At 67.3% G+C, this 25,639-nt stretch carries 27 protein-coding genes; 15 read left to right on the top strand and 12 right to left on the bottom strand.

What is annotated here, in order from left to right; translation table 11 throughout:
- Positions 1 to 29 precede the first annotated feature (29 nt).
- Entirely contained in the window at positions 30 to 698 is a 669-nt protein-coding gene (locus ABD104_RS21380; RefSeq protein WP_132978936.1) for a dienelactone hydrolase family protein, read from the top strand.
- A 45-nt stretch (positions 699 to 743) separates the two neighbouring features.
- Here ABD104_RS21380 and ABD104_RS21375 read toward each other — a convergent pair whose 3' ends face one another.
- Entirely contained in the window at positions 744 to 1,040 is a 297-nt protein-coding gene (locus ABD104_RS21375; protein ID WP_165963003.1) for a LysR substrate-binding domain-containing protein, read from the bottom strand.
- Between ABD104_RS21375 and ABD104_RS21370 the strand changes: the two genes are divergently transcribed.
- Positions 1,039 to 1,254, top strand: a complete 216-nt coding sequence (locus tag ABD104_RS21370; RefSeq protein ID WP_165963002.1) for a tripartite tricarboxylate transporter substrate-binding protein — start codon at positions 1,039 to 1,041, stop codon at positions 1,252 to 1,254. The genes ABD104_RS21375 and ABD104_RS21370 overlap by 2 nt on opposite strands.
- Positions 1,255 to 1,261: 7 nt before the next feature.
- Here the strand turns inward: ABD104_RS21370 and ABD104_RS21365 are convergent, their stop codons facing one another.
- Positions 1,262 to 2,233, bottom strand: coding sequence for a thymidylate synthase (locus tag ABD104_RS21365; RefSeq protein WP_087837196.1), 972 nt, complete (start codon positions 2,231 to 2,233; stop codon positions 1,262 to 1,264).
- A 182-nt stretch (positions 2,234 to 2,415) separates the two neighbouring features.
- On the opposite strand from ABD104_RS21365, the gene yccS reads away from it, so the two are divergent.
- Positions 2,416 to 4,635 carry a YccS family putative transporter gene (gene yccS / locus ABD104_RS21360; RefSeq protein ID WP_087837195.1) on the top strand — a complete coding sequence of 740 codons (2,220 nt, stop codon included), beginning with the start codon at positions 2,416 to 2,418 and terminating at the stop codon, positions 4,633 to 4,635.
- A gap of 29 nt (positions 4,636 to 4,664) precedes the next feature.
- On the opposite strand, the gene ggt is transcribed toward yccS, so the two are convergent.
- Positions 4,665 to 6,251, bottom strand: coding sequence for a gamma-glutamyltransferase (gene ggt, locus ABD104_RS21355; protein WP_087837194.1), 1,587 nt, complete (start codon positions 6,249 to 6,251; stop codon positions 4,665 to 4,667).
- A 142-nt stretch (positions 6,252 to 6,393) separates the two neighbouring features.
- Between ggt and ABD104_RS21350 the strand changes: the two genes are divergently transcribed.
- Positions 6,394 to 7,362 carry a Bug family tripartite tricarboxylate transporter substrate binding protein gene (locus tag ABD104_RS21350; protein ID WP_132978935.1) on the top strand — a complete coding sequence of 323 codons (969 nt, stop codon included), beginning with the start codon at positions 6,394 to 6,396 and terminating at the stop codon, positions 7,360 to 7,362.
- Positions 7,363 to 7,473: 111 nt separating this feature from the next.
- On the top strand, positions 7,474 to 9,147 hold the full coding sequence (ettA, locus tag ABD104_RS21345; RefSeq protein ID WP_087837192.1) for an energy-dependent translational throttle protein EttA: 1,674 nt from the start codon (positions 7,474 to 7,476) through the stop codon (positions 9,145 to 9,147).
- Positions 9,148 to 9,271: 124 nt separating this feature from the next.
- On the opposite strand, the gene ABD104_RS21340 is transcribed toward ettA, so the two are convergent.
- Together ABD104_RS21340 and ABD104_RS21335 are read right to left on the bottom strand one after the other, a co-directional pair.
- Positions 9,272 to 10,237, bottom strand: a complete 966-nt coding sequence (locus ABD104_RS21340) for a hypothetical protein (protein ID WP_279817815.1) — start codon at positions 10,235 to 10,237, stop codon at positions 9,272 to 9,274.
- A gap of 150 nt (positions 10,238 to 10,387) precedes the next feature.
- Positions 10,388 to 11,389 carry a hypothetical protein gene (locus tag ABD104_RS21335; RefSeq protein WP_087837190.1) on the bottom strand — a complete coding sequence of 334 codons (1,002 nt, stop codon included), beginning with the start codon at positions 11,387 to 11,389 and terminating at the stop codon, positions 10,388 to 10,390.
- Positions 11,390 to 11,614: 225 nt separating this feature from the next.
- Between ABD104_RS21335 and ABD104_RS21330 the strand changes: the two genes are divergently transcribed.
- The 4 genes from ABD104_RS21330 to ABD104_RS21315 are packed head-to-tail and all read left to right on the top strand — an operon-like array spanning position 11,615 to position 15,882.
- A complete protein-coding gene (locus tag ABD104_RS21330; RefSeq protein WP_087837189.1) occupies positions 11,615 to 12,487 on the top strand; it encodes a fumarylacetoacetate hydrolase family protein in 873 nt (290 codons plus the stop codon).
- A 35-nt stretch (positions 12,488 to 12,522) separates the two neighbouring features.
- On the top strand, positions 12,523 to 13,581 hold the full coding sequence (gene gtdA, locus ABD104_RS21325) for a gentisate 1,2-dioxygenase (protein WP_087837188.1): 1,059 nt from the start codon (positions 12,523 to 12,525) through the stop codon (positions 13,579 to 13,581).
- Positions 13,582 to 13,628: 47 nt separating this feature from the next.
- Positions 13,629 to 14,834 (top strand): FAD-dependent oxidoreductase, encoded by a 1,206-nt coding sequence (locus tag ABD104_RS21320; protein WP_087837187.1) that lies wholly within the window; start codon positions 13,629 to 13,631, stop codon positions 14,832 to 14,834.
- A 49-nt stretch (positions 14,835 to 14,883) separates the two neighbouring features.
- Entirely contained in the window at positions 14,884 to 15,882 is a 999-nt protein-coding gene (locus ABD104_RS21315) for a Bug family tripartite tricarboxylate transporter substrate binding protein (protein WP_087837186.1), read from the top strand.
- Positions 15,883 to 15,991: 109 nt separating this feature from the next.
- Here the strand turns inward: ABD104_RS21315 and ABD104_RS21310 are convergent, their stop codons facing one another.
- On the bottom strand, positions 15,992 to 16,219 hold the full coding sequence (locus tag ABD104_RS21310; protein WP_087837185.1) for a glycine zipper 2TM domain-containing protein: 228 nt from the start codon (positions 16,217 to 16,219) through the stop codon (positions 15,992 to 15,994).
- Positions 16,220 to 16,464: 245 nt separating this feature from the next.
- Here ABD104_RS21310 and ABD104_RS21305 point away from each other — a divergent pair, with 245 nt between their 5' ends.
- Complete coding sequence (locus ABD104_RS21305) at positions 16,465 to 17,265, top strand: ferritin-like domain-containing protein (protein ID WP_338619119.1); 801 nt, start codon at positions 16,465 to 16,467, stop codon at positions 17,263 to 17,265.
- Here ABD104_RS21305 and ABD104_RS21300 read toward each other — a convergent pair.
- Both ABD104_RS21300 and ABD104_RS21295 read right to left on the bottom strand, forming a co-directional pair.
- Positions 17,257 to 17,583 carry a hypothetical protein gene (locus tag ABD104_RS21300; RefSeq protein ID WP_087837183.1) on the bottom strand — a complete coding sequence of 109 codons (327 nt, stop codon included), beginning with the start codon at positions 17,581 to 17,583 and terminating at the stop codon, positions 17,257 to 17,259. The two genes, ABD104_RS21305 and ABD104_RS21300, sit on opposite strands and share 9 nt — an antisense overlap.
- A 47-nt stretch (positions 17,584 to 17,630) precedes the next feature.
- A complete protein-coding gene (locus ABD104_RS21295) occupies positions 17,631 to 17,927 on the bottom strand; it encodes a PepSY domain-containing protein (RefSeq protein WP_087837182.1) in 297 nt (98 codons plus the stop codon).
- Between the two features lie 119 nt (positions 17,928 to 18,046).
- On the opposite strand from ABD104_RS21295, the gene ABD104_RS21290 reads away from it, so the two are divergent.
- The 4 genes from ABD104_RS21290 to ABD104_RS21275 all read left to right on the top strand — a co-directional run bounded on the left by ABD104_RS21290 (position 18,047) and on the right by ABD104_RS21275 (position 21,471).
- Positions 18,047 to 18,376, top strand: a complete 330-nt coding sequence (locus tag ABD104_RS21290) for a PepSY domain-containing protein (protein WP_087837288.1) — start codon at positions 18,047 to 18,049, stop codon at positions 18,374 to 18,376.
- 2 nt (positions 18,377 to 18,378) lie between these two features.
- Positions 18,379 to 19,044, top strand: a complete 666-nt coding sequence (locus ABD104_RS21285; RefSeq protein ID WP_087837181.1) for a response regulator transcription factor — start codon at positions 18,379 to 18,381, stop codon at positions 19,042 to 19,044.
- On the top strand, positions 19,041 to 20,408 hold the full coding sequence (locus ABD104_RS21280; RefSeq protein WP_279817819.1) for a sensor histidine kinase: 1,368 nt from the start codon (positions 19,041 to 19,043) through the stop codon (positions 20,406 to 20,408). The genes ABD104_RS21285 and ABD104_RS21280 overlap by 4 nt, the downstream gene beginning before the upstream one ends.
- A gap of 169 nt (positions 20,409 to 20,577) precedes the next feature.
- Complete coding sequence (locus tag ABD104_RS21275; RefSeq protein ID WP_087837179.1) at positions 20,578 to 21,471, top strand: hypothetical protein; 894 nt, start codon at positions 20,578 to 20,580, stop codon at positions 21,469 to 21,471.
- Between the two features lie 23 nt (positions 21,472 to 21,494).
- Here the strand turns inward: ABD104_RS21275 and ABD104_RS21270 are convergent, their stop codons facing one another.
- Positions 21,495 to 22,664 (bottom strand): mandelate racemase/muconate lactonizing enzyme family protein, encoded by a 1,170-nt coding sequence (locus ABD104_RS21270; RefSeq protein ID WP_087837178.1) that lies wholly within the window; start codon positions 22,662 to 22,664, stop codon positions 21,495 to 21,497.
- A gap of 114 nt (positions 22,665 to 22,778) precedes the next feature.
- On the opposite strand from ABD104_RS21270, the gene ABD104_RS21265 reads away from it, so the two are divergent.
- Positions 22,779 to 23,732 (top strand): LysR family transcriptional regulator, encoded by a 954-nt coding sequence (locus ABD104_RS21265; protein WP_087837177.1) that lies wholly within the window; start codon positions 22,779 to 22,781, stop codon positions 23,730 to 23,732.
- On the opposite strand, the gene minE is transcribed toward ABD104_RS21265, so the two are convergent.
- The 3 genes from minE to minC are packed head-to-tail and all read right to left on the bottom strand — an operon-like array spanning position 23,704 to position 25,595.
- On the bottom strand, positions 23,704 to 23,964 hold the full coding sequence (gene minE / locus ABD104_RS21260; protein ID WP_087837176.1) for a cell division topological specificity factor MinE: 261 nt from the start codon (positions 23,962 to 23,964) through the stop codon (positions 23,704 to 23,706). The genes ABD104_RS21265 and minE overlap by 29 nt on opposite strands.
- Positions 23,965 to 23,967: 3 nt before the next feature.
- Positions 23,968 to 24,783, bottom strand: coding sequence for a septum site-determining protein MinD (gene minD, locus ABD104_RS21255; protein WP_087837175.1), 816 nt, complete (start codon positions 24,781 to 24,783; stop codon positions 23,968 to 23,970).
- A 20-nt stretch (positions 24,784 to 24,803) separates the two neighbouring features.
- Positions 24,804 to 25,595: a septum site-determining protein MinC gene (minC, locus tag ABD104_RS21250; protein ID WP_343928162.1), complete on the bottom strand. Its 792-nt coding sequence runs from the start codon at positions 25,593 to 25,595 to the stop codon at positions 24,804 to 24,806.
- Positions 25,596 to 25,639: the final 44 nt, after the last annotated feature.

The raw sequence follows: 25,639 nt of genomic DNA, 5'->3' as shown, positions 1-25,639 counted from the left end.
ATCATTCATCACCAATCGACAAGGGAATCATGGGAACGCAGATCGAATTGACCGCCTCCGACGGTGTCACCATTTCCGCCTATCGTGCCGACCCCGCGGGCAAGCCGCGCGGCGGCCTGATCGTGTGCCAGGAGATCTTCGGCGTCAACGTCCACATCCGCAGCGTGTGCGATCGCTATGCCCAGGAAGGCTACCTGGCCATCGCCCCCGCGTTCTTCGACCGCGTCCAGCCGGGCGTCGAACTGGGCTATGAGCCCGACGACATCGCCAAGGGGCGCGAACTGATGCAGAAGGTCTCCATCGACAACGCCCTGAAGGACGTCGCCGCCGCCCTGGCCATCGCCAGCGAGGCGGGCAAGGTCGGCATCGTCGGCTATTGCTGGGGTGGCACGGTGGCGTGGGCCGCCGCGGGACGCCTGGATGGCCTGTCGGCCGCCATTCCGTACTACGGCGGCGGCATCGCCGGCATGGCCGACAAGAAGCCCCGCATCCCGACCATGGCGCATTTCGGCGAGAAGGACCACGCCATTCCGATGACCGACGTCGAGAAGGTCCGCGCCGCGCAGCCCGAGGTGATCGTCCACACCTATGCGGCCGGCCACGGTTTCAACTGCGACATGCGCGGTTCGTACGACAAGCCCAGCGCCGACCTGGCGCTGTCGCGCTCGCTGGAATTCCTGCGCCAGCACGTGGGCTGACGCGGGTACGCCGGTCCGGCCGCGGGTCCCAGGGGAACAGGCCCCCTAGGCCGGCGCGCCGGACGCGGCGGCCTCCTCCAGGCATTCGATCAGCAGCGTGGTGCTGGGGGACATGGTCCGGTCGCGGTTCCATGTGATGCCCAAGGGGCGCATCAATTTCGGGAAATTGAAAGGCAGCACCGACACCAGGCCCTGGCGACGGTAGTGGTGGGCGATGTCGCGCGTCATGGTGGCGATGGCATCGGTCTGCTGGAGGTTCGCCAGCACGAACTGTACTGACAGCGCCTCGACGAAATCGGCCGGCATCGGGAAGCCGTGCTGCTCGAAGGTGCGCTCGCACATGGGGCCGATCACCATCAGCCCGGCGCTGCAGCCGGAACTGCCCACCATCGCCGAGCGCTTTCCCGATTACGAGATCAATTCGTGGTATGGCGTGATGGCGCCGGCCGGGACGCCGCAGGCGATCATCGACAAGCTGCAGGGCGAGATCGCGGCCATCGTGAAATTGCCGGACGTCGCGCGGCAACTGGAGGCGTTGGGCCTGGCGCCCGGGTGAACCGGCCCTAGACGGCCATGGGCGCCGTCAGCGGCGCGTGGTGCTGGTAACCGACCAGCGAGAAATCGCCCGGCTCCACGCGTTCCAGCCACTCCGGCTCGTACTTGCCGGTGACGGCATAGTCGGGAATGCGGTCCGACAGGGCCAGCTGCGGCGCGGGGAAGGGCGTGCGGGTCAGTTGTTCCCGCAGCATGGGCAGGTGGTTTTCGTAGATATGGGCATCGCCCATGAAATAGCTGAACCAGCGCGGCTGGTAGCCGGTCAGCCGGCCCACCAGGTGCAGCAGCGCGGCGCCCTCGGTCAGGTTGAACGGCGTGCCCAGGCCGATGTCGTTGGACCGGATGTACAGGCACAGCGAGATCTCGCGCGTGGTGGCGTTGGGCAGGAACTGATAGAGCAGATGGCAGGGCGGCAGCGCCATTTCCTCGATCTGCGCCCAGTTCCAGCCATGGAAGAGGATGCGGCGATCGCCGGGATTGTTGTGGATGGTGTCCAGGCACTGGCGCAACTGGTCGACGGCCTTGTAGAGCAGCACCTTGCGCGCGCCGTCCTCGTCGAACTCGGCCACGCGGGCATAGCCGCGGCCCAGCGCGTCCTGCAACTGGGCGGTGCGCGATGCGTCCAGTACCTTGTAGGCCGGCCATTGGCGCCACTGGACGCCGTAGACCGGACCCAGGTCATCCTCGCCTTCGCGATAGGGATTGGCCAGCCATTGCGCGTTCTCGTTGGCGTTCTGGTCCCAGACCTTGCAGCCCAGCGCGCGGAACTCCGCGGCATTGCGCGAGGCGCGCAGGAAGCCCACGAGTTCGCCGATGGCGGACTTGAACGCCAGCTTCTTGGTGGTGACGGCGGGAAAGCCCTGCCGCAGGTCGAACCGCAGCGAGGCGCCGGGCAGGCTGAGGGTGCGGATGCCCGTTCGGTTCACTTGCCACGAGCCGTTGTCGAGGACGGATTGGACGAGGTCGAGGTATTGTTTCATGGGCCTGGGCTGCACAGATGCGACGGGCGGGCCGAAGACGCCCGCCGGTCCCGATTATCGCATGCCGCCGGGTCCGGCCGGGTGGCGTGAAGTCCGCGCAACCCGGGCGGCCGTCGTATGCTCCGGGCCCTGGCACGAGTCCTGCGTGCGATAGTTACGTCTGCTCGTTCCTTGCCGCGTCCATGCGTCCCGCCTCCATTCCCGATACCCTGCGCCGCCTCTGGGCGCACGACACCTTCGTCTACAGCCTGCGCGTGTTCATCGCCCTGGCCAGCGTCATGGCGCTGTGCTGGTGGCACGACCGGATGGACCTGGTCATTCCGGCTTTCCTGGGGGTCATCGCCTGCGCGCTGGCCGAGACCGACGACAACTGGCGCGGCCGCCTGCTGGCCCAGGTCGTCACGCTGGCCTGCTTCGCCGTGGCGGCCGTCGCCGTCAAGGCCCTGTTTCCCCACCCATGGCTGTTCCTGGCCGGAATGGTGTTGTCCACGTTCTGCCTGACCATGCTGGGGGCCATTGGCGAACGCTACCGCGCGATCGGATATGCGACCCTGATCCTGGCCATCTACACCACCATCGGCGTGGAGCAGGGCAGGGGCCAGGGCGGCTTCTGGCACGAGCCGGCGCTGCTGATGGCGGGGGCGGCGTGGTACGGCCTGTTGTCGGTGATGTGGGCGGCACTGTTCGTGCACCAGCCCGTGCAGCAGCGGCTGGCGCGGCTGTATGCCGTGCTGGGCGACTACCTGGTGCTGAAGGGCTCGCTGTTCGAGCCCGTGCGCGGCATCGACCTGGAGGCCCGCCGGCTGGAGCTGGCGCAGCTCAACGGCAAGGTGGTGGCGGCGCTGAACGCGGCCAAGGAAAGCATCTTCAGCCGCCTGGGCCAGAGCCGGCCGGGCCGCAAGACGGCGCGCTATCTGCGCCTGTATTTCATTGCGCAGGACGTGCACGAACGCGCCAGTTCCTCGCACTACCCCTATGACGAACTGGCCGACGCCTTCTTCCACAGCGACATCATGTTCCGCTGCCAGCGGCTGCTGGGGCTGCAAGGGCAGGCCTGCCGCCGCCTGGCGCGGGCGATACGGATGCGCCTGCCCTTCGATGCCGGGGACGAGGCGCGGCAGGCCCGGGCCGACCTGGACGCCTCGCTGGAGCATCTGCGGCGGCAGGGGCGCCCGGAATGGGCGCGGTTGCTGCGGTCGGTGAACGCGCTGTCGGCCAACCTGGCGGAACTGGACCGGCGGCTGGGCAGCGCGAGCAACCCCGACAAGCTGGACGAGCAGCAGCAGGACAACAGCCTGCTGGACCGCTCGCCCCAGTCGATGGGCGAGGCCTTCGACCGCGTGCGGCTGCAGTTGACGCCGGGGGCGCCGGTGTTCCGCTACGCCGTGCGGCTGACGCTGGCGATGGCGGCGGGCTACGGGATGCTGCATCTGGTCCATCCGCAGCAGGGATACTGGATCGTGCTGACGACGTTGTTCGTCTGCGCGCCGAGCTATGGCGCCACGCGCACCCGGCTGGTGCAGCGGGTGCTGGGTACGGTGCTGGGGCTGCTGGTGGGATGGGTGCTGTTCAAGCTGTTCTCGAGCCTGCTGGTGCAGGCGCTGTTCGCGGTGGTGGCGGGCGTGGCGTTCTTCGCGACGCGTTCCACGCGCTACATGATCGGGACGGCGGCGATCACGGTGCTGGTGCTGCTGTGTTTCAACCAGATCGGCAACGGCTACGATCTGTTCGTGCCGCGCCTGGTGGATACGCTGATCGGCGCGGGCATCGCGGGCCTGGCGGTGCTGGTGGTGATGCCCGACTGGCAGGGGCGCCGGCTGACGCAGGTGGCGGCCAATGCACTGGCCGCGAACAGCCGTTACCTGCGCGAGATCATGATCCAGTACGAGACGGGCAAGCGCGACGACCTGGCCTATCGGCTGGCGCGGCGCAATGCGCACAATGCGGACGCGGCCCTGTCGATGGCGATGTCGAACATGCTGGCCGAGCCGGGGCATTTCCGGCGGGACGCGGACGCGGGACTGCGGTTCCTGACGTTGTCGCACACCTTGCTGAATTATCTGTCGGGGCTGGGGGCGCATCGGGAAAGCCTGTCGGACCATGCGAGCGATGCGCAGATCGCGCGGATGACGATGGCAGTGATCGAGGCGCTGGACGGGATTGCGGCGGGGTTGGCGGGGAAGGGGGGGCTGGATGCCGGCGCGGGCGAGGAAGGGGCGTTGGCGCGGGCGCTGGAGCAGTTGCCCGAGGACGACGCCGATGATGGGCACCGGTTGGTGTTGACGCAGCTGGGGTTGATGGCGGGGTTGCTGGAGCCCTTGCGGAGGGTGGGGGGACGGTTGGTCCGGTTGGAGACTCGGGAAGTGGAGGAGGAGTCGGCGGACCAGCCCGCACCGGTGTAGGCCGGGCCGCCGACTCGTTGGGCCGGGCGCTAATAGCCGACGGCCTGGCCGTCGCGGCGGGAGTCGGAGGCGGCGATGTAGCCTTCGTCGCTGCGGTAGATCAGCTGGGCGGTGCCGAAGTCCAGGCTGTGGCGTTCCGAGACTTCGACGGTGTGGCCCAGCTTGCGCAGGCCGTCGACCACGGCGGCGGGGGTGTGGGCTTCCAGGCGGACCTCGCCGGGTTCCACGCGGAAGCGCGGGGCGTCGCTCATGGCCTGGGGGTTCTGGCCGAAGGCGCCCAGGCGCACCATCATCTGCATGTGGCCCTGCGCCTGCATCGAACCGCCCATGACGCCGAAGGCCATGACGGGCTGGCCGTTGCGGGTGACGAAGCCGGGGATGATGGTGTGCATCGGTTTCTTCGAGGGGGCGACGCAGTTGACGTGGCCGGGACGCAGGTTGAAGCCGATGCCGCGGTTGTGCAGCGAGATGCCGGTGCCGGGCACCACGACGCCCGAGCCGAAGCCCTGGAAGTTGGACTGGATGAACGAGACCATGGTGCCGTCGGCGTCGGCGGCGGCCAGGTAGACGGTGCCGCCCAGCTTGGGGGTGCCGGCGGTGGGAGTGGTGGCGCGGGCGGGGTCGATCAGGGCGGCGCGTTGCGCGAGGTAGGCCGGGTCCAGCAGGTCGGTGGGGCCCAGGCGCATGGCGTCGGGGTCGGCGACGTGTTCGTGCAGGTCGGAGAAGGCCAGTTTCATGGCCTCGACCATGGCGTGGTACATGGCGGGGCTGTCCAGGCCCATGCCTTCGAGGTCCAGGTGCTCGAGCATGCCCAGCGCGGCCAGGGCGGCGATGCCCTGGCCGCTGGGAGGGATCTCGTGCAGGGTGTAGCCGCGGAAGTCCTGTCGCAAGGGTTCGACCCATTGCACTTCATGGGCGGCCAGGTCGGCCAGGGTCATCGTGCCGCCGGTGCGCTGCGCGAAGTCGACGATCTTCTGCGCCAGCGCGCCGCGATAGAAGCTGTCGCCGCCGGTCCGGGCGATGTCGGCCAGGGTGTCGGCCTGTTCGGGGAAGCGCCAGCGGTCGCCGGCGCTGGGCGTGCGGCCGTCGCGGAAGAAGGCCTCGGCGAAGCCGGGCTCCTTGGCCAGGTTGGGGGCCTGGCGGGCCCACAGGCGGGCGATCTGCGGGGTGACCTGGAAGCCTTCCCGGGCATAGTGCAGGGCGGGCTGCACCAATTGCTCGAAGGGCAGCTTGCCGAAGCGTTCCGACAGGGCGCGCCAGCCCGCGACCTGGCCGGGCACCGTGACGGCATCCCATCCGGTGACCGGCATGGACGCACGGCCGCGGAAGTGGTCCAGGGTCCAGGCGGCGGGCGAGCGGCCGCTGGCGTTGATGCCGTGCAGGCGCCCCTCGTGCCAGAGGATGGCGAACAGGTCCCCGCCTATGCCGTTCATGACCGGCTCGACCACGGTCAGCACCATGGCGGCCGCCAGCGCGGCATCGACGGCGTTGCCGCCCTCGTACAGCATGCGCAGGCCGGCCTGCGAGGCCAGCGGCTGGCTGGTGCTGACGGCGTTGGCCGCCAGCAGCGGCATCTTCTGCGAGGGATAGGGGAAATTCCAGTCGAAGGGCAGCATGGCGTCGTTTACGGGAAGTCGTCCTGGGACACAGCATACCAAGGGCCGGGCCGCGGCACTCCACTACAATGGACGCCGTCCGCCGGGCCGCGCCGGCGCGCCATCCGGGGCTTTCGTCGCGGCCGCTTCCCTTGCCACCACCATGAACCGTATCCTGCTTCCCCTGTGCGCCAGCCTGCTGGCGCTGGCCGGCACCGCCGCCTCGGCCCAGACCTGGCCCGCCAGGCCCGTGCGCATCATCGTCGCCTATCCGCCCGGCGGGGTCAGCGACATCGTGTCGCGCGCCCTGGCCGACAAGCTCGGCGGCCAGCTCGGCACGACCGTCATCGTCGAAAACAGGGCCGGCGCCGGCGGCACGCTGGGCATGGACGCGGTCGCCAAGGCTGCGCCCGACGGCTACACCGTCGGATTTTCCTCAATCAGCCCGCTGTCGCTGAACCCGTTGCTGGGCCGGGTCAACTACGATCCGTTCAAGGACATCGCGCCGGTCGCCAGCGTGATGTATTCGCCGGTCGTGCTGCTGGGCACGCCGGCGTTCCAGGGCAAGAGCCTGGCCGACGTGGTCGGGCAGGCGCGCAGCCGCCCGGGCGCGCTGCGCTGGGGCACCTCGGGCCTGGCCACGGTCGGCCACATCACGCTGGAACAGTTCAAGCGCGCGGCCGGCGTGGACATCACTCACATTCCCTACAAGGGCGGCGGCCAGCAGCAGAACGATGCGCTGGGCGGCCAGTTCGAGCTGCTGTCCACCAATCTGGGCCCGGTGCTGAACGGCCACATCAAGGCCGGCAAGCTGCGGCCGCTGGCCGTGGGCGCGCCGGAACGCATCGATTTCCTGCCCGACGTGCCGACCTTCGCCGAGGCAGGCTTTCCCAAGGCCAACCTGATGTCGGTGTTCGGGGTCTTCGCGCCGGCGGGCACGCCCGAGGCGGTGCTGGCCCGGCTGAACGCCGAGATCAACAAGGCCCTGGCGCAGCCGGACCTGCGCGCGCGCCTGGTCGACAGCGACAACGTGCCCACCGGCGGCAGCGCCGCGGCGTTCGCGCGCCTGATCCGCGCCGAGTACGACAACAACCGCGACATCATCCGGCAGGCCGGCATCAAGCTGGAGTAGCGCGGCCGCCGGTTCGCCTTTCCCGCGCGAACCGGCCTACACTGTCTGCTTCGCCACAGCGGGGCCGGCCGAGCCGGCCCCGCGCCCTTTTTCCTTTTCGTACGTCCACCCATGGCCCAATACGTTTTCACCATGAATCGCGTCGGCAAGATCGTGCCGCCCAAGCGGCAGATCCTGCGCGACATCTCGCTGTCGTTCTTCCCGGGCGCCAAGATCGGCGTGCTGGGGCTGAACGGCGCAGGCAAGTCCACGCTGCTCAAGATCATGGCCGGCGTGGACCAGGACATCGAGGGCGAAGCCCGCCCCATGCCGAACCTGAGCATCGGCTACCTGCCCCAGGAGCCGCAGCTCGATCCCGAGCACACCGTGCGCCAGGCGGTCGAGACCGGGCTGGGAGGCGTGTTCACCGCCAAGAAGCGGCTGGACGAGGTTTATGCGGCCTATGCCGAGCCCGATGCCGACTTCGACGCGCTGGCCTCCGAGCAGGCCGAGCTCGAGGCCATCATCGCGGCGGGCAGCGGCAGCGGCAACGACGACATCGAGCACCAGCTCGAAATCGCCGCCGACGCCCTGCGGCTGCCGCCGTGGGACGCGGTGGTGGGCCACCTGTCGGGCGGCGAGAAGCGCCGCGTGGCGTTGTGCCGCCTGCTCCTGTCCAAGCCCGACATGCTGCTGCTGGACGAGCCCACCAACCACCTGGACGCGGAAAGCGTGGACTGGCTGGAGCAGTTCCTGCAGAAGTTCCCGGGCACCGTGGTCGCGGTCACCCACGATCGCTACTTCCTGGACAACGCCGCCGAATGGATCCTGGAACTGGACCGTGGTCACGGCATTCCATGGAAGGGCAACTACAGCTCCTGGCTGGAGCAGAAGGAAGACCGCCTCAAGCAGGAAGAGGCCAACGAATCCGCCCGCCAGAAGACCATCAAGAAGGAACTGGAGTGGGTGCGCCAGAACCCCAAGGCGCGCCAGGCCAAGTCCAAGGCGCGCATCGCCCGCTTCGAGGAGCTCAGCTCGCACGAATACCAGAAGCGCAACGAGACCTCCGAGATCTTCATTCCCGTGGCCGAGCGCCTGGGCAACGAGGTCATCGAATTCAAGAACGTCAGCAAGGGCTATGGCGACCGCCTGCTGATCGACGATCTCAGCTTCAAGGTGCCGGCCGGCGCCATCGTCGGCATCATCGGCCCCAACGGTGCCGGCAAGTCGACGCTGTTCCGCATGATCGCCGGCAAGGAGCAGCCCGACAGCGGTGAAGTCGTGCGCGGGTCGACCGTCAAGCTGGCCTACGTCGAGCAGATGCGCGATGCGCTGGAAGACACCAAGACCGTGTTCGACGCCGTGGCCGACGGCGCCGACATCCTGACGGTGGGGCGCTTCGAGATGTCGTCGCGCGCCTACCTGGGCCGCTTCAACTTCAAGGGCGGCGACCAGAACAAGACCGTGGGCAACCTGTCGGGCGGCGAGCGCGGCCGGCTCCACCTGGCCAAGACCCTGCTGGCCGGCGGCAACCTGCTGCTGCTGGACGAGCCGTCCAACGACCTGGACGTGGAAACCCTGCGCGCGCTGGAGGATGCCCTGCTGGAGTTTGCCGGCAGCGTCATGGTGATCAGCCACGACCGCTGGTTCCTGGACCGGATCGCCACGCATATCCTGGCGTTCGAGGGCGATTCGCAGGTGGTGTTCTTCGACGGCAACTACCAGGAATACGAGGCCGACAAGAAGCGCCGCCTGGGCGAGGAAGGCGCCAAGCCCAAGCGGGTGCGGTTCAAGCCGCTGAAGTAACGGACGCTTCGGCGTGTTCCGGGGCCCGGTCCTGCCCAGGCAGGCCGGGCCCCGATGCTTTCAGCGATCGAAGACAGGGGTCCATTCCCGGCCTGTGCGAGCCTCCTTCTAGCGTGAACAGGCCTTAAAGCTCGCCGTCGTCGGACGAGCCGCTCCACCGCACGCCGGACGAAGATTCGATCAGTACGTTGCTAGCGCCCGCGGCTGGGCTGCTGAACGTGGTCGTGATCGTTTCCCCCCGGGTCTCCACGGTAAAGCGGCCGGAGATCGGGCCTGGCGCGCCGCCGTCTTCGGCATGGACGAAGACCAGCGGGTCGATCAGCTTCGTGCGCTGCTCGAAGTCGCCGACGTTGACGCTTTGCCCGCGGCTGGAGAATTGCAGCGCGGTATAGCGTTCGGTCCCGGTGGCGTACAGGTAGTGCGATTCGGCGGCATAGTCGCTGATCGCATTGCCATAGGTCTTGCCATCTTCCGTGTAGCGGACCTTGAAATCGCCACCGGACTGGCTGATGTTCAGGATCTCCTCGATGTCGTCGGGCGTGGCCGAGTCCTCGGGTATGTCGTGGGTGGTCTGTTCGAACCGGACTTGCAGCGTGCCGGCGATCGATTCGTTGGCCGAGAGCGCCAGGTCAGGGGCTTCAAGCGTGAAGACGCCCGAGGTGTTGAACCCGTCGACAAGATCGCCCTGGACTTCCCGCACCAGGATCCTGACCTGCCCGTTCAGCGCCTCGCCCAGGCCCCGCGTGGCGCAATCGGTCATGTCTATCGCCAACGAGTCGCCGGCGCTGATTTTCCCGTCATGGTCGGCATCGGTGTAGACAGAGGTGCGGCTGCCTTTCCCCTCCGCGCACGGCTGCGGCCCTTCGGGCATGCCGTCGCCGACATGGGTGATCAGGGCGTTGACGTAGCCCAGCGCGAAATACGGCAGGAAGAGTCCCGTGGTGTAGGCGCTGCTGGAAAACGTGCGCAGTTCGCCCTGGGTCATCGGTGGCGGGGTGTCGTTCTTGCTCTCGGCTCCGCCGCCCCCGCCGCACGCGCCCAGCAGTGCCGTCAATGCCAGCGCGCCGGCCGTCTTCAGTCCCGGTTTCATGACGCTCCCCGCCCCCGATGGAAATAGTGGAGGGCATCTTGCCAGCGCCGATGGCGCGGCACATTGGACTAAAGTCCTGCTTCCGACGAAAAGCGGCCCGGAGGAAACCGGGCCGCTAGCGGAAGACGCGGGGATGCTCGCGGGGAAGGCTCAGAGATCGTCGAAGGCGGCGAAATCCATTTTCGACGAAAGGCCGGAGGTCGACTTGATTTCGACCAGATCCTCGGTGTCCGTCAAGACGATCGTCGTCGTGATGGTTTCACCAGGGGTTTTCGTCTCGAATGCTCCCGCGTCGGGTGAACCGTCGCCCAGATCACGCCAATAGACGAGGGGCGTGGTCATCTTGACGGTGTGGTTGAACGCGCCCAGCAGGGGGTCCGTTCCGCTGGTGCGATAGCCGATGGCCGAGAATGTGTACAGCCGGGTTTCGCTCCCATAGGTGTAATCGCTGGAATAGTCTTCGATGCGCGTGGCGTAGCTCTTGCCGTCCTGGGAGTAGCCGATGTCCAGTTGATCGGCTGTGGTCTGGACCGAAAGTGTGTCGTCGCTGTCGTCCACCGTATCCTTGGTGTCACGTGCGTAGTCGATGACGACCGTCCCGTTCAGGGTCTCGCTGCCGTCCAGCTTGAAGTCCGCCAGCGGGATGGTCATGGTGGCGCCGGAAGATGCCGATCCGTCCAGGAGGTCGCCGGTCACGTTGCTGTAGGTGATGGTGACCGTGCCATCGACCAGCTCATCCCCGACCGGGCCACGGCAGTTGACGAGCTTGAAGGTGACCTTGTCGCCGTTGTCGATCTTGTGGTTGCCATTGCCATCGGTGAACGTGGCGGTAACCGTGCCGGGCGAGTCGCCGTCGCATTCTTCCGAATCCGTCGTGATGTCGTGCTCGACGGCATAGCGGACGAAACCCAGGCTCGCCTGGGCAATCAAGCCGGGGATCTGGGTGACGCCTACCGAGGTGTAGAAGCTCTCATGGCCGGCCCATTCCATCTGCTGCTTGGTGTACAGGGGGGCCGGCGTGCCGCCGCCACTTCCGCCTCCGTCCCCGCCGCCGCTCCCTCCCGAACCGCTCGAACTCCCATCGCCCCCGCCACAGGCGGCCAGGATGGCCAGGGCGAGAACGGAGCCGGCTGTCTTGATGTGCTTCTTCATGTCAGGTTCCCCCGTGAAATCGCGCGGTTCCGCCGCGCATGTTGTGGATAGGCGGAGTATGAGGTTGCGGTGCGTGCCGCTGCATCCCCCAACAAGGGGATGCGCAAGCGTCCGCAATGTGCGATCCATCGGATCCATCCGCCTTGACTAGCGGCCCCCGGTTTCCCTAAAATTGAACGTGCTCAAAATTTTTCATGGCCGCCGCCCAGCGGCACCGGAGACCAAATGAAGATTTGCCGCTACGACGAAGGCCGGATCGGCCTCGTGGAAGGAGACACCGTCTACGACGTGTCGTCCGTGAAAGACCAACTGCCCGCGCTGGCCTGGCCCGTGCCGCCCGGCGATCTGTTCATCGAACGGTTGGGCGAACTGATTCCCGCCATCCAGGCCGCCAAGGCCGGCGCCGCCACGCGGCGCCTGGCCGACGTCCGGCTGCTGAGCCCGGTCGCCACGCCGTCCAAGGTCATCGCCGCGCCGCTGAACTACCATGCCCACGTGGACGAGTCGCTGGCCGATTCCCAGATCCACAACAACGTGCACATCGCCCACTACGAAGGCTTCAAGAGCCCGGTCGCCAAGTTCGGGGTGTTCCTGAAATCGGCGCAGTCGGTGGTGGGCGCGAGCCAGGGCGTGCGCATCGCCTTCCCGGGCAGGCGCAACGACCACGAGGTGGAACTCGCGGTGGTGATCGGCAAGCAGGGCAAGGACATTCCGGCCGCCGACGCCATGGGCTACGTGGCCGGCTACTGCATCGGCCTGGACATGACCGTGCGCGGTACCGAGGATCGCAGCTATCGCAAGTCGGCGGACAGCTATACCGTGCTCGGCCCCTGGCTGGTGACGGCGGACGAGATCGCCGATCCGGGCAATCTGGATTTCTCGATCGACGTCAACGGCGAGCCCCGCCAGCGCGCCAATACGCGCGACCTCATCACCGGCATCGCCGAACTGATCGAAGTGGCCTCGCACGTCTACACCCTGTATCCGGGCGACGTCATCATGACCGGCACGCCCGAGGGCGTGAACACGGTGCAGCCGGGCGACGTCATGCATGCCCGCATCGAGGGTCTGGGCGAGATGGACGTGGCGGTGCGCTGAGCGCCGCCGGCGACGCCGCAGGGCGGAGGAGACACATGAACGATTCCAGGCAAGAACCGGCAGCCGCGGCAACGCGGGCCGAACGCGAGGCGTTCTACGCCCGCATCGGCGCCGACAATCTCGCGCCGCTGTGGGAACAGCTGCACAACCTGGTCACGCGGACGCCGCGTTCCGATTGCCAGCCGGCCCACTGGTCGTACGGCAAGGTGCGGCCCTACCTGACCGAGGCGACCTCGCTCATCACCGCCGAGGAAGCCGAGCGCCGCGTGCTCATCCTCGAGAATCCCGGGCTGCGGGGCAAGGCGGCCATCACGACCTCGCTGTACGCCGGCCTGCAGGCCATCCTGCCGGGCGAAGTGGCGCGCGCCCATCGGCACAGCCAGGCCGCGATGCGCCTGATCCTGGAAGGCAGCGGCGCCTATACGTCGGTCGAGGGCGAGAAGACCATCATGCGGCGCGGCGATTTCGTCACCACGCCGTCATGGACCTGGCATGACCACGGCAACGACAGCGACGCCCCGATGATCTGGCTCGACGGACTGGACGTGCAACTGGTCGCCATGCTGGACGCCAGCTTCGCCGAGGCCTCGTCCGAGGACCGCCAGGAGCTGCGCCGTCCGGTGGGAGACAGCCTGCTGCGCTATGGCAACGGGCTCGCCCCGGTGGATTGGACGCCGCCGGCCAACCGCGCCTCGCCGCTGTTCTGCTATCCGTACGAGCGCACCCGCGAGTCGCTGCTGGGCATGCAGGCCGCGGGCGCGCCCGATCCGCACCTGGGCTACAAGCTGCGCTACGTGGATCCGCTGACCGGCGGCTCGCCCATGCCGACCATGGGCGCCTATGCGCAGTTGCTGCCCAGGGATTTCTCCACGGCATCCTATCGCTGTTCGTCGGGCACGGTGTTCACGGTGCTCGAGGGCCGGGTCGAGGTCGTCCTGGACGATCGCGTATTCATGGCCGAGCCCAACGACGTCTTCGTCATCCCCAGTTGGACCGCGCATCGGCTGGTGGCGCGGGAACCCTCGATCCTGTTCAGCTTTTCCGACCGTCCGGTGCAGGAACTGCTGGGCTTGTGGCGCGAAAGCCGGGATTGACCGGCTGTCCCGTATCCGAATCACTCCAGTCATCGTAGAACCGAATCATGCAACAGCATCCTGTCGTCATTTCCGGCGCCGGCCCCGTGGGCCTGGTGGCCGCCCTGTCGCTCGCGCAGAAAGGCGTGGACGTCGTCGTCCTGGAAAGCGAGGACCACATTCCCCAGGACCTGCGGGCCGGTACTTTCCATCCGCCCACGGTCGAGATGCTCGACACGCTCGGCATAGGCGAAACGCTGCGGTCGCGGGCGCTGCGGGTGCCCGAATGGCAGATACGCGATCGCAAGGAAGGGCTGGTGGCCCAGTTCGACCTGGGCATGATCGCCGACCTGACGCCGTATCCTTTCCGCCTGCACGTGGAACAGCACAAGCTGTCGGCCATCGTGGCCGAGGCGCTGCGCGAACACCGCAACGCGCGCCTGCTGTTCGCGCACCAGTGCGCCGGCTATGAGCAGGACGCCGACGGCGTCACCGTGCAGGTGGCCGGTCCCGATGGACGGCAGGAGATCCGCGCCAGCTACCTCATCGGCGCGGACGGCGCGCGCAGCATCGTGCGCAAGACCATGGACACCGAGTTCGAGGGCTTCACCTGGCCGGAACGTTTCCTGGTGTTCGCCACGCGCTACGACCTGCGCCAGCAAGGCTATACCGGCAACGCCTACATCGCCGATCCGGACGAATGGAGCGCGATCTTCATCCAGCCCCACGACGGGCCGCCGCCGATCTGGCGTATCGCGTTCCCGATCGCCCCCGGCATGGACGAAGCCGAGGTGCTGGCGCCGGATTTCGTGCAGGGCAAGATCAAGGGCTTCCTGTCTCCGGACCAGGACTACGACATTCCCTACAAGAGCGTCTATCGCGTCCACCAGCGGGTCGCCAAGGATTTCCGCGACCGCCGGGTGTTCCTGGCCGGCGACGCCGCCCACGTGAACAATCCGCTGGGGGGCATGGGGCTGAACAGCGGCATACACGATGCGATGAACCTGACCGGCAAGCTGGCCGAGGTCATGCTGCACGGCGCGCCCGACGACCTGCTCGACCGCTACCATCGCCAGCGCCGGACGGTGAACGTGGAATACGTGCAGGCCATCACCATACGCAACAAGCGCCTGTTGGAAGAGCGCGATGCCAAGGTTCGCCGCGAACGCCTGGACGAATTGCGCGCCACGGTGGCAAACCCCGACGCCCACCGCCAGTACCTGATCAACTCGTCCATGATCGCCAGCGTGCGACGGGCCAACGAAATCCAATAGCCGGCGGCTGCCGGCGCCACGATCCCGAACACAGAACGAGGAGACAAGCATGCAGGATTCCGCAAACCTTTCCGGACGCCGGGCGTTCATCGCCACGCTGGCGGCGGGCGCGTTCGTGCCGGGCCGCCTGGTCGCCGCCGGAGACGACCTGGGCCTGGCGGACAAGATCGTCCAGGTGGTGGTGCCTTTCACGCCGGGCACCACGCCCGACCTGTGCGCACGGTTGTTCTCGCCCCGCCTGGCCGAGCAGACCGGCCGCACCTTCGTGGTCGAGAACAAGCCGGGCGCCTCCGGCATCATCGGCCTGAGCGCCGTCGCCAAGGCCGCGCCCGACGGCCATACGATCGCGTTCAGCACGAACACGGCGCTCACGCTGCCGCTGGTCTATTCCTCGGTGCCGTTCGACGTCATCGACAGCTTCACGCCCATCGCCATGCTGGGGTCGACCAACTTCGCGCTGTGCGTGCATCCGTCGCTGGGCGTGACGACGCTGGCCCAGTTCATCGAGTATGTCCGGCGGCATCCCGGCACGGTCAACTACGGTTCGCCCGGCAAGGGAACCTTCCACCACCTGTGCATGGAGATGCTCGTCTCCCAGCTCGGGCTGAACATGGTGCACGTGCCCTACAAGGGTTCGGCCGGCGCCACGACCGACCTGCTGGCCGGCCACATCAAGGCCATGTTCCAGCCCATGCACGTCGCCGTGCCCATGCAGCAGGAGAAGCGCCTGGTCATCCTGGGCGCGTCCCGCCGCGAGCAGGATCCTGCCTACCCCGCGGTGCCTCCGCTGGCGGCCGTGGGACTGCCTCGCTACGACGCGGACGCATGGTACGCGGTATGGGGCCCCAAGGGCATGAAGGGCGAACTGGTCGCGCGCTACAACGGCGCCTTCAACCGGCTGCTCGAGAACGACGACGTGCGCGGCACCCTGCTCAAGCAAGGCATGACGCCGCGCGCGATGAGCGCACAGGCGCTGGGCGAGCTGTCGAAGGCGGAATTGGCCAAGTGGCGGGAGGTCGTGAAGGCGGCCAACATCCTCCCGGAATAGGCGCCACGCCACCCTGATACATCTTGTCGTATAAAAGCAACAGCCCCGGATCTCCGCGAGGAGCCGGGGCTGTCGTGCCTGGAAGCGGCCGGCCGAAGCCGGCCCGGGATCAGCGGCGCTTGCCGATCTGGTCGCCGACCACGCCACCGATGGCCGCGCCGCCCACCGTGCCGAGAATGCCGCCGCCAGTCACCGCCGCACCGGCCACGCCGCCGACGCCGGCACCGACCACGGTGCTCTTCTGCCGGCTGGACATGCTGTCCCAGCTGGCACATCCCGCTGCCGAGACCACCATGGCAGCACCGATCATCAGCTTGGCAATGAGATTCTTGTTCATGAGTGACTCCCTATAGTACGTAGTCGTGTACTGGCGGCATCGACCGTCGCGCCGCAGCTTGGGTTAACAGTGACAGATTCGCCCCGGACTGTCTGTGAACGAACTCGACAAGCATTACACAAAGTAACCCCGGGCGGATGCATCCGGAAGCCTGTCGGGACTCGAATCAAGGGCGGATTCGGCTTATGCTGCAAGGATGAACTGCGAACTTCGGAGATTTTTCGGTGGACGCTGTTGCAACGGAAATGCCTTGGCGGCTCGAGGATATCGACCTGAACCGCATCGAGCGGAGCCTGGTGCGGGACGACGATACGCTGTTCTACCTGCTGTGCAGCGCTTCGTTCATAGAAAGCGGTTCCGACCTCTATACCCGCAACCTGGTGAACTACTACCGGGACGACCAGGATGTGGCGACCTGGCTCGGCCAGCACTGGGAGCAGGAAGAGCTGCAGCACGGCCGCGCGCTGCGCGCCTACATCGAACACGTCTGGCCCGATTTCGACTGGCAGGCGGCGTTCGACAGCTTCTTCGGCGAGTATTCCAAGCGTTGCACGCTGGAGGAGTTCGAACCCACGCGCGCCCTCGAGCTGGCCGCGCGCTGCGTGGTCGAAATGGGTACCGCCACGCTGTATCGCAGCCTGGCCGAGTACGCGCCCGAACCCGTGCTGCGCGAGTTGACCACCAACATCCGGACGGATGAGGTCCGCCACTACAAGTACTTCTATCTTTATTTCAACCGCTACAACACGCTGGAAGGCAATGGCCGCGTGAAGGTGCTGGGCGCGCTGGTGCGGCGGTTGCTGGAGATACGCAACGACGACGCCGAATGCGCCATCCGCCATGTGTTGAACCATCGCCATCCCGAGCATGCGAACGACAAGGCATGGATCGATCGCATCAATGCCGATGCGCGGCGCCTGGTCCAGCGCAACGTCAGCGCCGACATGAGCGTGAAGATGTTCCTCAAGCCGCTGAACCTGCCCGCTCGCGTGCTGAACGGCATCGAGCCGCCGCTGGCGCGCATGGTGCACTACGCCTTACGCTGAACGCCGCTGCGCCGGCCGTCCCAGGGTCTCGGCGTGGCGGCCGTGCAGGTAGTTCAGGATTTCGTCGGCCCGATCGGCGGGCCAGTTCCAGATGTCCGTCCACGGTAGGTACGACGGAATGGCGAAGTCGCGCTTGAGCCCCGCCACCACCGCGCCATAGGCCGCGTAGCCGAAGCATTCCTCGCGCGCCCGGCCGAGGTCGGCCAGCGCCGACTCGATCCGGCCGCGCAGGACGGCGTCGGCGCCGATGGTGCCGGGAGCATGCTGGACGTCGAACAGGCTGGCGTCGCTGCTGTCGGAGAACGCGGGCTGGTTCACGGCATTTTTCCTCGAGGCTATCGTGCGGCAGACAGAAGGGGAGGCCATCATTGGCGGCTCCTGCGGGGCAGCCAGTCCGAGGGCTTGACCACCTCGCCCGTGGCCGGATCCAGGTACAGTTTGATCTTGGCGCCGTTCTTGTCGAAGCCTTCGACTTCCCAGCAGCCGTCGTCCCGTTCGACCTCGCGCACTTCGTAGCCCAGCGATTCGGCCTTGCGTATGGCCTGGTCGATGGGAACCCAGCGGTCGTGGGGCACATAGGCGCACTTGTCGGCGGCCTGGGCGGCGGTGGCGTAGGAGGCGGTGGCGGCAAGGGCGATGGTCAGAGCGGGCAGCAGGCGCATGGTGTTCCTCGTTGGTGTTGGCGGGTTGTCCATGGCTGGCAGAATAGCCATCCCCCGCCTCGCGTTCCTGACCGCCGATGTCAGCGTTTTATCAGCCAGCGACTGTTAGTGTGCCGCCCATGTCTGCAATATCCAGCCGTTCCCCCCGCCTGTCCGCGATCCTGCTCGCGGCGGCGCTCTCCTGCGCCATGGCTCCGGCCCTGGCCCGCGACGACCGCTGCAGGCGGGATCAGGACTGCGCGCGCGAAGCGCTGGTGCATGGCGAGATCCGCCCGCTGTCCGATGTGCTGGGCGTGGTGCGCGACAAGGTGCCCGGCGATATCATTGAGATCGAGCTCGACCGCGAAGATGGAATCTGGGTCTACGAAGTCAAGGTCCTGCCACCCAGCGGCCGGCGCAAAAAGCTCGAAATCGATGCCCGCACCCTGGAAATCCTGAAGATCAAGTAGACATGCGCATACTGGTAGTCGAAGACGAGCCGCGCATCGCGGCCGATATCCGTACCGGGCTGGAGCGCGCGCACTATGCCGTGGACGAGGCGGCCGACGGCGAAACCGCGTGGTTCCGGGCCGGCACCGAAGACTACGATGCCATCGTGCTCGACCTGGGCCTGCCCAAGCTGGACGGATTGACCGTCCTGAAACGGCTGCGCGCGGCGGACATCGCCACCCCGGTACTGATCCTCACGGCGCGCGACGGCTGGCGCGACAAGGTCGAGGGCATCGACGCCGGCGCCGACGACTACCTGGCCAAGCCCTTCCAGATGGAAGAAATGCTGGCCCGGCTGCGCGCGATCACGCGGCGCGCGGCGGGCCAATCGTCGGCCATACTGCGCGCCGGGCCCGTGGAAATCGACACCCGGACCCGGCTGGTTACCGTGCATGGGTCCGCGATGACGCTGTCTTCGCTGGAATACCGGCTGCTGGCCTATTTCCTGCACCACCCGGGCCGCGTGCTGTCGCAGAGCGAGCTGATCGAGCACATCTACGAAACCGGCAGCGACCGGGACACCAATGCCATCGAGGCGCTGGTCGCCCGGCTGCGCCGCAAGCTGGGGGTCGACCTGATCGAGACGCGGCGGGGCCACGGCTATCTGATTCCCGACGACGCCCGATGAGTCGCCGTTCGCTGCTGGTCCGGCTGGGGTGCGCCGCGGCGCTGATGATCCTGCTGGCGCTGGCGGCGGGGGGCGTCGGGCTCACGCTGATCTTCGACCGCCAGATGGAGCGGCGCGCGGTCGCCGAGCTGGCCCTGTACCTGAAGGCGCTGGCCGCGCAAGTCCGCCTGGAAGGCGACGGAACGATGGGCCTGGAGGCGGCCCCGAGCGATCCGCGCTTCGAGCAGCCTTATGGCGGCCTGTACTGGCAGATCGACGGGCCCCGGCGCCAGCAGCTGCGTTCGCGTTCGCTATGGGACGAGGCGCTGCCCACTATCGATACGCCGCCAGGGCGCCCCTTGCGCGCGCGCTGGATCGACGGTCCGGAGCATTCGCGCCTGTTGTCGATCGAACGCACCATCGTCCTGGACGATACAGCCACCGATGCGCGGGTCCACTTGCTGGTGGCGCTGGACCGTGCCGACCTGCAGGCCGAGCGCCGTTCGTTCCTGAGCCTGCTGGTTCCTTCGCTGGTCGGACTGGGCCTGCTTCTCATCATCGCCATGGCGGGGTTCATCCATCTGGCGCTGCGCCCCTTCCGCGACCTGCAGGCCCACCTGCAGGCGGTGCGCAGCGGACATGGCCGCGAGCTGCCGCGCGGCGTGCCTGACGAAGTCCAGCCGGTGGTGGATGAACTGAACCGGTTGCTGGCGTTCCATGACGCTTCGCTCGAACGTGCACGCACCCAGGCAGGCGACCTGGCGCATGGGTTGAAGACGCCGCTGGCCGTCATGGCGGCGGCGGCACGCCGCGCCCGCGACGGCGGGCAGGCAGCGCTGGCGGACGAGATCGACGAGCAGGTCGGCGCCATGCGGCGCCAGGTCGACCGCACGCTGGCGCGCGCTCGCGCCGGCATGGCGGCCGCGCTCGGGTATCGTTCGACGCCGGTCGGCGACGCCGTGAACAAGACCCTGCGCGCGCTGCAGACGTTGCCCGGCGCGCAGTCGCTGGACTGGGACGCCGACGTCGCCAAGGGGCTCTGCTTCGCGGGAGACGAGGGCGACCTGATGGAGATACTCGGCAACCTGCTGGACAACGCGCGCAAGTGGGCCCACAGCCAGATCCGGCTGGTGGCCCGCCAGGCCGGCGAGCGGGACTGGACGCTGGTCATCGAGGACGACGGCCCGGGGTTGCCCGAGGACGAGGCCCTGCGCATCGAGCGGGGCCGCCGCTGGGACGAGTCCCGCCCGGGTACCGGTTTCGGGCTGGCGATCGCCCGGGATCTGGTCGAGGCCTATCGGGGCGTGATCGGTTTCTCGCGCTCCCCGGATCTGGGAGGGCTTCGTGTTTCCATCACCTTACCAGGCCAGCTCCGAAAAGAGTAAGCATTCGCTCCTGCCATTTGCGCCGGCTCGCGGATGAGATGTCTATCCCCGCCAGGAACATTTCAGCGAACGGGAATTCCTCAATTTGGAGGATTGTCGTAAGAACGTACGCCTCCTAGGATGCAGATGGCATCAAGCCATTCCAAGAAAACACCCAGGGGGAATCCCGATGCACCATGTCCTGAAAACCACCGGCGCCGCTGTCGCGCTGGCACTGCTGGCCGCCTGTGGCGGCAGCGACGATCCCGCCAAGCCTACCTATTCCGAGAAGCAGCTCCAGGAGCTCGCCTTCGATGTGATAGGTATCAGCCTGGGCGTGCCGCAGGTTACGATATCCGCAGCCGGCCAGGCGCTCAGCTTCCTGGACGATGGTGCGCCGAGCGGTCCCCAGCCTTGTGACGACGGCGGCACCTATACGGCCACGCTTACTCGGGCCAGTAGCGGCCCCATCCCGGGCAACGGCGACAAGGTCGACATCCAGTTCGACCGGTGCGATGACGATGACGTGGTGCTGACTGGCAAGACGACCGTCACGTTCAGCGACGTCAGCGGCGACATCTTCGATAACGACGAGCCGGCCGCGGCGACGATGACGTTTCCGTTCCGCGGCATGAAAGTGGACGACGACACTACGCTGGACGGCGATTTCGTGCTGAAGGCGGCTACCACGCCCGGTGGCGCTCCGGACACCGACGACGGCACGAGCACCCTGAAGATCTCGGGCGCGGTCAAGCTGACCGAGAGCGGCGTGTCGATGGAGATCAGCGAGTATGCCTCCGAATTCAGCACCGACCATGCCACGGACACCGACACGATGACCAAGGTCGACTACCGGGCCAAGGGTTCCCGCTCGCCGCTGGGCGAGTTCGACTACCGGGTGTCGTTGACTTCGCCGGTCGTGGCCCGGATCGCTTTCGGCGAGCTGATCAGCGGCGGCCTGCGCGCCAAGACCGACGCCGAGACCGTCGATACGACCATCGCCACTTCGGACAAGGGCGTCACGACGATCTCCGTCAAGTCTTCCTCGGGCAAGAGCACGTCGATCACTGAGGGCGATCTGTAAACGCAAGGAGCGGACTGGCGGATCTACTCCGCCAGCCGCCGCATTTCCGCGTACAGGTCGCTCTTGCCCTCGAAGCCGATGCCCGGCAGCTCGGGCATGACGATGTGTCCGTCCTGGACCCGGACGCCGTCGGGGAAGCCGCCGTAGGGTTGGAACAGGTCCGGATAGCTTTCGTTGCCGCCCAGGCCCAGGCCGGCGGCGATGTTCAGCGACATCTGGTGCCCGCCGTGGGGGATGCAGCGGCGGGGCGACCAGCCGTGCGTGCGCAGCACTTGCAGCGTGCGCTCGTATTCGACCAGGCCGTAGGACAGCGCGCAATCGAACTGCAGCCAGTCGCGGTCCGGCCGCATGCCGCCGTAGCGGATCAGGTTGCGGGCGTCCTGGTGGCTGAACAGGTTCTCGCCGGTGGCCATGGGGCCCGGGTAGTATTCGGCCAGCGCGGCCTGCAAGGCGTAGTCCAGCGGATCGCCGGCCTCTTCGTACCAGAACAGGGGGTAGTCGCGCAGCATCTTCGCGTAGGCGATGGCGGTGTCCAGGTCGAAGCGCCCGTTGGCGTCCACCGCCAGTTGCCCGCGGCCCTCGATCTCGGCCAATGCCGCCTCGATGCGCCGGCGGTCCTCGTCGATGGAGGCGCCGCCTATCTTCATCTTGACCACGTTGTAGCCGCGGTCGAGGTATGAACGCATCTCGGCGCGCAGGGCCGACAAATCCTTGCCGGGGTAGTAGTAGCCGCCCGCGGCGTAGACGAACACGCGCGGATCGGCCGTCACGCCATGGCGTTCAGCCAGCAGGCGGAACAGGGGCTTGCCTTCGATCTTGGCGACGGCGTCCCAGACGGCCATGTCTATCGTGCCCACGGCCACCGAGCGTTCGCCGTGGCCGCCGGGTTTCTCGTTGGACATCGCGGCGGCCCAGACGCGGTGCGGGTCCAGGTTGGTGCCGGCATCGTTCAGCAGCGACTTCGGGTCGGCTTCGAGGATGCGGGGCGCGAAGCGTTCGCGGATCAGCCCGCCCTGGCCGTAGCGGCCGTTGGAATTGAAGCCGTAGCCGATCACGCGCTTGCCGTCGCGCACCGCGTCGGTGACCACGGCCACGAGGCTGCTGGTCATCTTCGTGAAGTCGATGTAGGCGTTGCGGATGGGCGAGGAAATGGGCTTGGTGACTTCGCGGATTTCGAGAATGCGCACGGACATGGAAACTCCAGGAGGGCCGGGCGGAAGGCCGGCTGCATGGACGTATCATGCCGTTTGCCGCATCGGGCGGCCAATGCTAGTTTTCTCTTTTTCCATGCTCTGTAAGCATCGGCCATGAACCTGATCTGGCTGGAAGATTTCCTGGTCCTGGCCGAGTGCGGCAACTTCTCGCGCGCGGCCGAGCTGCGGCACATGACGCAGCCGGCCTTCAGCCGCCGCATACGCATGCTGGAGGAATGGCTGGGCGTGACGCTGTTCGACCGGGCCACGCATCCCGTCACCCTGACGGAGACGGGGCTGTGGTTCCGGACCACGGCCCAGGACATGCTGGCGCGCGTGGAGCGCATCCCCGACGAGGCCCGCCGGGTGGCGCAGGCCAGCTCGGCCACGCTGCGCTTCGCGGCCACGCATGCCCTGTCGCTGACCTTCCTGCCCGACTGGCTGCGTGGCCTGGAGTCCGGCCTGAGCCTGGGGCCCATACAGCTGGTGTCGGACGTCGCCCAGCAATGCGAGGCGCTGATGACCCAGGGGCGGGCGCAGTTCTTCCTGTGCCACGCGCACGAGCAGGCCCCGGCCCGGCTGGACGCCTCGGCCTATCCGTCCATCAAGGTGGGCGACGACGTGCTGCTGCCGGTTTGCGCGCCGGACCGGCAAGGCCGGCCGCGTTTCGTGCTGGGCGGGACGTCGGGCAAGCGCGTGCCCATCCTGGCGTACAGCGCGGAATCGGGCCTGGGGCGCATCGTCCGGGCCGTGCATGGAGCCGCGCTGGCACGGTTGCGGGCGGATGTGGCGGTGACGGCGCACCTGGCGACGGTGCTGCAATCGATGGCGCGCAGCGGCCGTGGCGTCGCCTGGCTGCCGGCCAGTCTGGTCCGCGACGAACTGGGCGAGGGAAAACTGATGGAGGCGGGGGAACCGTCCTGGCGCATCGAGCTGGACATCCGCCTGTACCGCCGCGGCGCGGCCGAACCCGCCGCGGCCGAGGCATTCTGGCGGGCCGCCGGCGCGGGGACGCCGGGGCCGCGCGAGCCGGGCGGCATCAGGTCGCCGAAGGCATCTCGATCTTGACTTCCAGCACTTCCAGCGTGTCCTGGCGCTCCAGGTTCACCTTGATGTCGTCCGGATTGATCTTGACGTACTTCGAGATGACGGCCACCAGCTCCTTCTGCAATTGCGGCAGGTAATCGGCCGAGGCGCCGGAGCCCGATCGTTCGTGGGCAAGAATGATCTGCAACCGTTCCTTGGCGACACCGGCCGACGGCGGCTTTTTCTGTCCTAGGAAAAAGGAGAGCAGCGACATCGATTATTTCCCTCCGAACAGACGCTTGAACAGGCCGGGCTTTTCGTAATCGACGAAACGCAGCGGTTTGTCCTCGCCCAGGTAGCGGGCGACGACGTCCTGGTAGGCTTCGGCCACCGAGGTACCCTTCAGGTGGATGGCGGGCAGGCCCTGGTTCGAGGCTTGCAGCACGTCTTCGGATTCGGGAATGACGCCGATCAGCTTGATGCGCAGGATGTCCTCGACGTCCTTGAGCGACAGCATTTCGCCGTCGGCCACGCGCTTGGCGTTGTAGCGCGTCAGGAGCAGGTGTTCCTTGACCGGTTCCTCGCTGTTGACGGCGCGGCGCGACTTGGCCGACAGGATGCCCAGGATGCGGTCCGAATCGCGCACCGACGAGACTTCCGGGTTGGTCACGACCAGCGCGTCGTCGGCGAAGTAGGCCGCCATCAGCGCGCCCGATTCGATGCCCGCGGGCGAATCGCAGACGATGTAGGCGAAGTCCATTTCCTTCAGCCCTTCCATGACCTTCTCGACCCCTTCCTGCGTCAGGGCATCCTTGTCGCGCGTTTGCGAGGCCGGCAGGATGTAGAGGTTGTCGAGCTGCTTGTCGCGGATCAGGGCCTGGTTCAGGGTGGCTTCGCCCTGGATGACGTTGATCAGGTCGTAGACCACGCGGCGCTCGCAACCCATGATGAGATCGAGGTTGCGCAGGCCGACGTCGAAATCGATGACTGCCGTCTTGTGGCCGCGCAGCGCCAGCCCTGCAGCGAAACTGGCGCTGGTGGTGGTCTTGCCGACGCCGCCTTTGCCTGAAGTCACGACAACGATACGTGCCATGGGGAGTGGGTCCTTATGAGTTAGATGGGCAACGGTTCGACCAGCAATTTCTCGCCGTCGAGGCGGATCAATGCCGGTTTGTCCTGGATGTCGGGGGAAAGCGCCGTGGTCAGCGTGCGGTACACGCCGGCGACGGCGACCAGCTCGGCTTCGAGCCGGGTGGTATAGATGCGTGCCTTGGTGTCGCCGCGGGCGCCGGCCATGGCCTTGCCGCGCAGCGGGCCGTAGACATGGATGTTGCCGTCGGCGATGACCTCGGCGCCGTGGCTGACCACGCCCTTGACGATCAGGTCGGCATGGCGGGCGTAGACCCGCTGGCCCGAGCGCAGGGGCTTGTCGATGACCATGGTCGGCACGGCATGCGGCGCCGCGGGCGGCTGCTCGGCCACGGTTTCGGTGGCGGGCGGCGTTTCCGGCTGGCTGGGGGCGGGAGCCGGCGCCTGGGCGGCTGGCGCGGGTTCCGGCTCGGCGGCGGCCTCGGGCTCGGGCGCGGGCGACCGGGCCGGCGCGGCGGGCAGCGACAACAGGGCCAGGCCGGCCTGGCGCGCCGATTCGGCCAGATCCGCCGGAGCCATGATGCCTATGGTCGGCAAGCCGTGCCGCTTCAGGGCCTCGGCCAATTGGTTCCAGTCGAGCGGTTCGGTCAGCCGAGAGGCGTCGATGACCACCGGTTCGTCTTCGAAGAAGCCGGCTGCCTCCTCCATCCGCTGGTCCAGCGCGGCCAGCACGGCCTGGAGGTCGGAAGAATGCAACACCACGCGGATGGCGTAGAGCGAGGTGCTCTTGATATCAAGTACGGGACTGGCTTCCATGGGCGGCGCCGGACGGCGCAAATGCGCAAAATGCAGATTCTACC

Source organism: Pigmentiphaga daeguensis (assembly GCF_039523035.1).
GTDB classification, from domain to species: domain Bacteria; phylum Pseudomonadota; class Gammaproteobacteria; order Burkholderiales; family Burkholderiaceae_B; genus Pigmentiphaga; species Pigmentiphaga daeguensis.
This window is presented reverse-complemented; position numbering and strand designations above follow the sequence as displayed.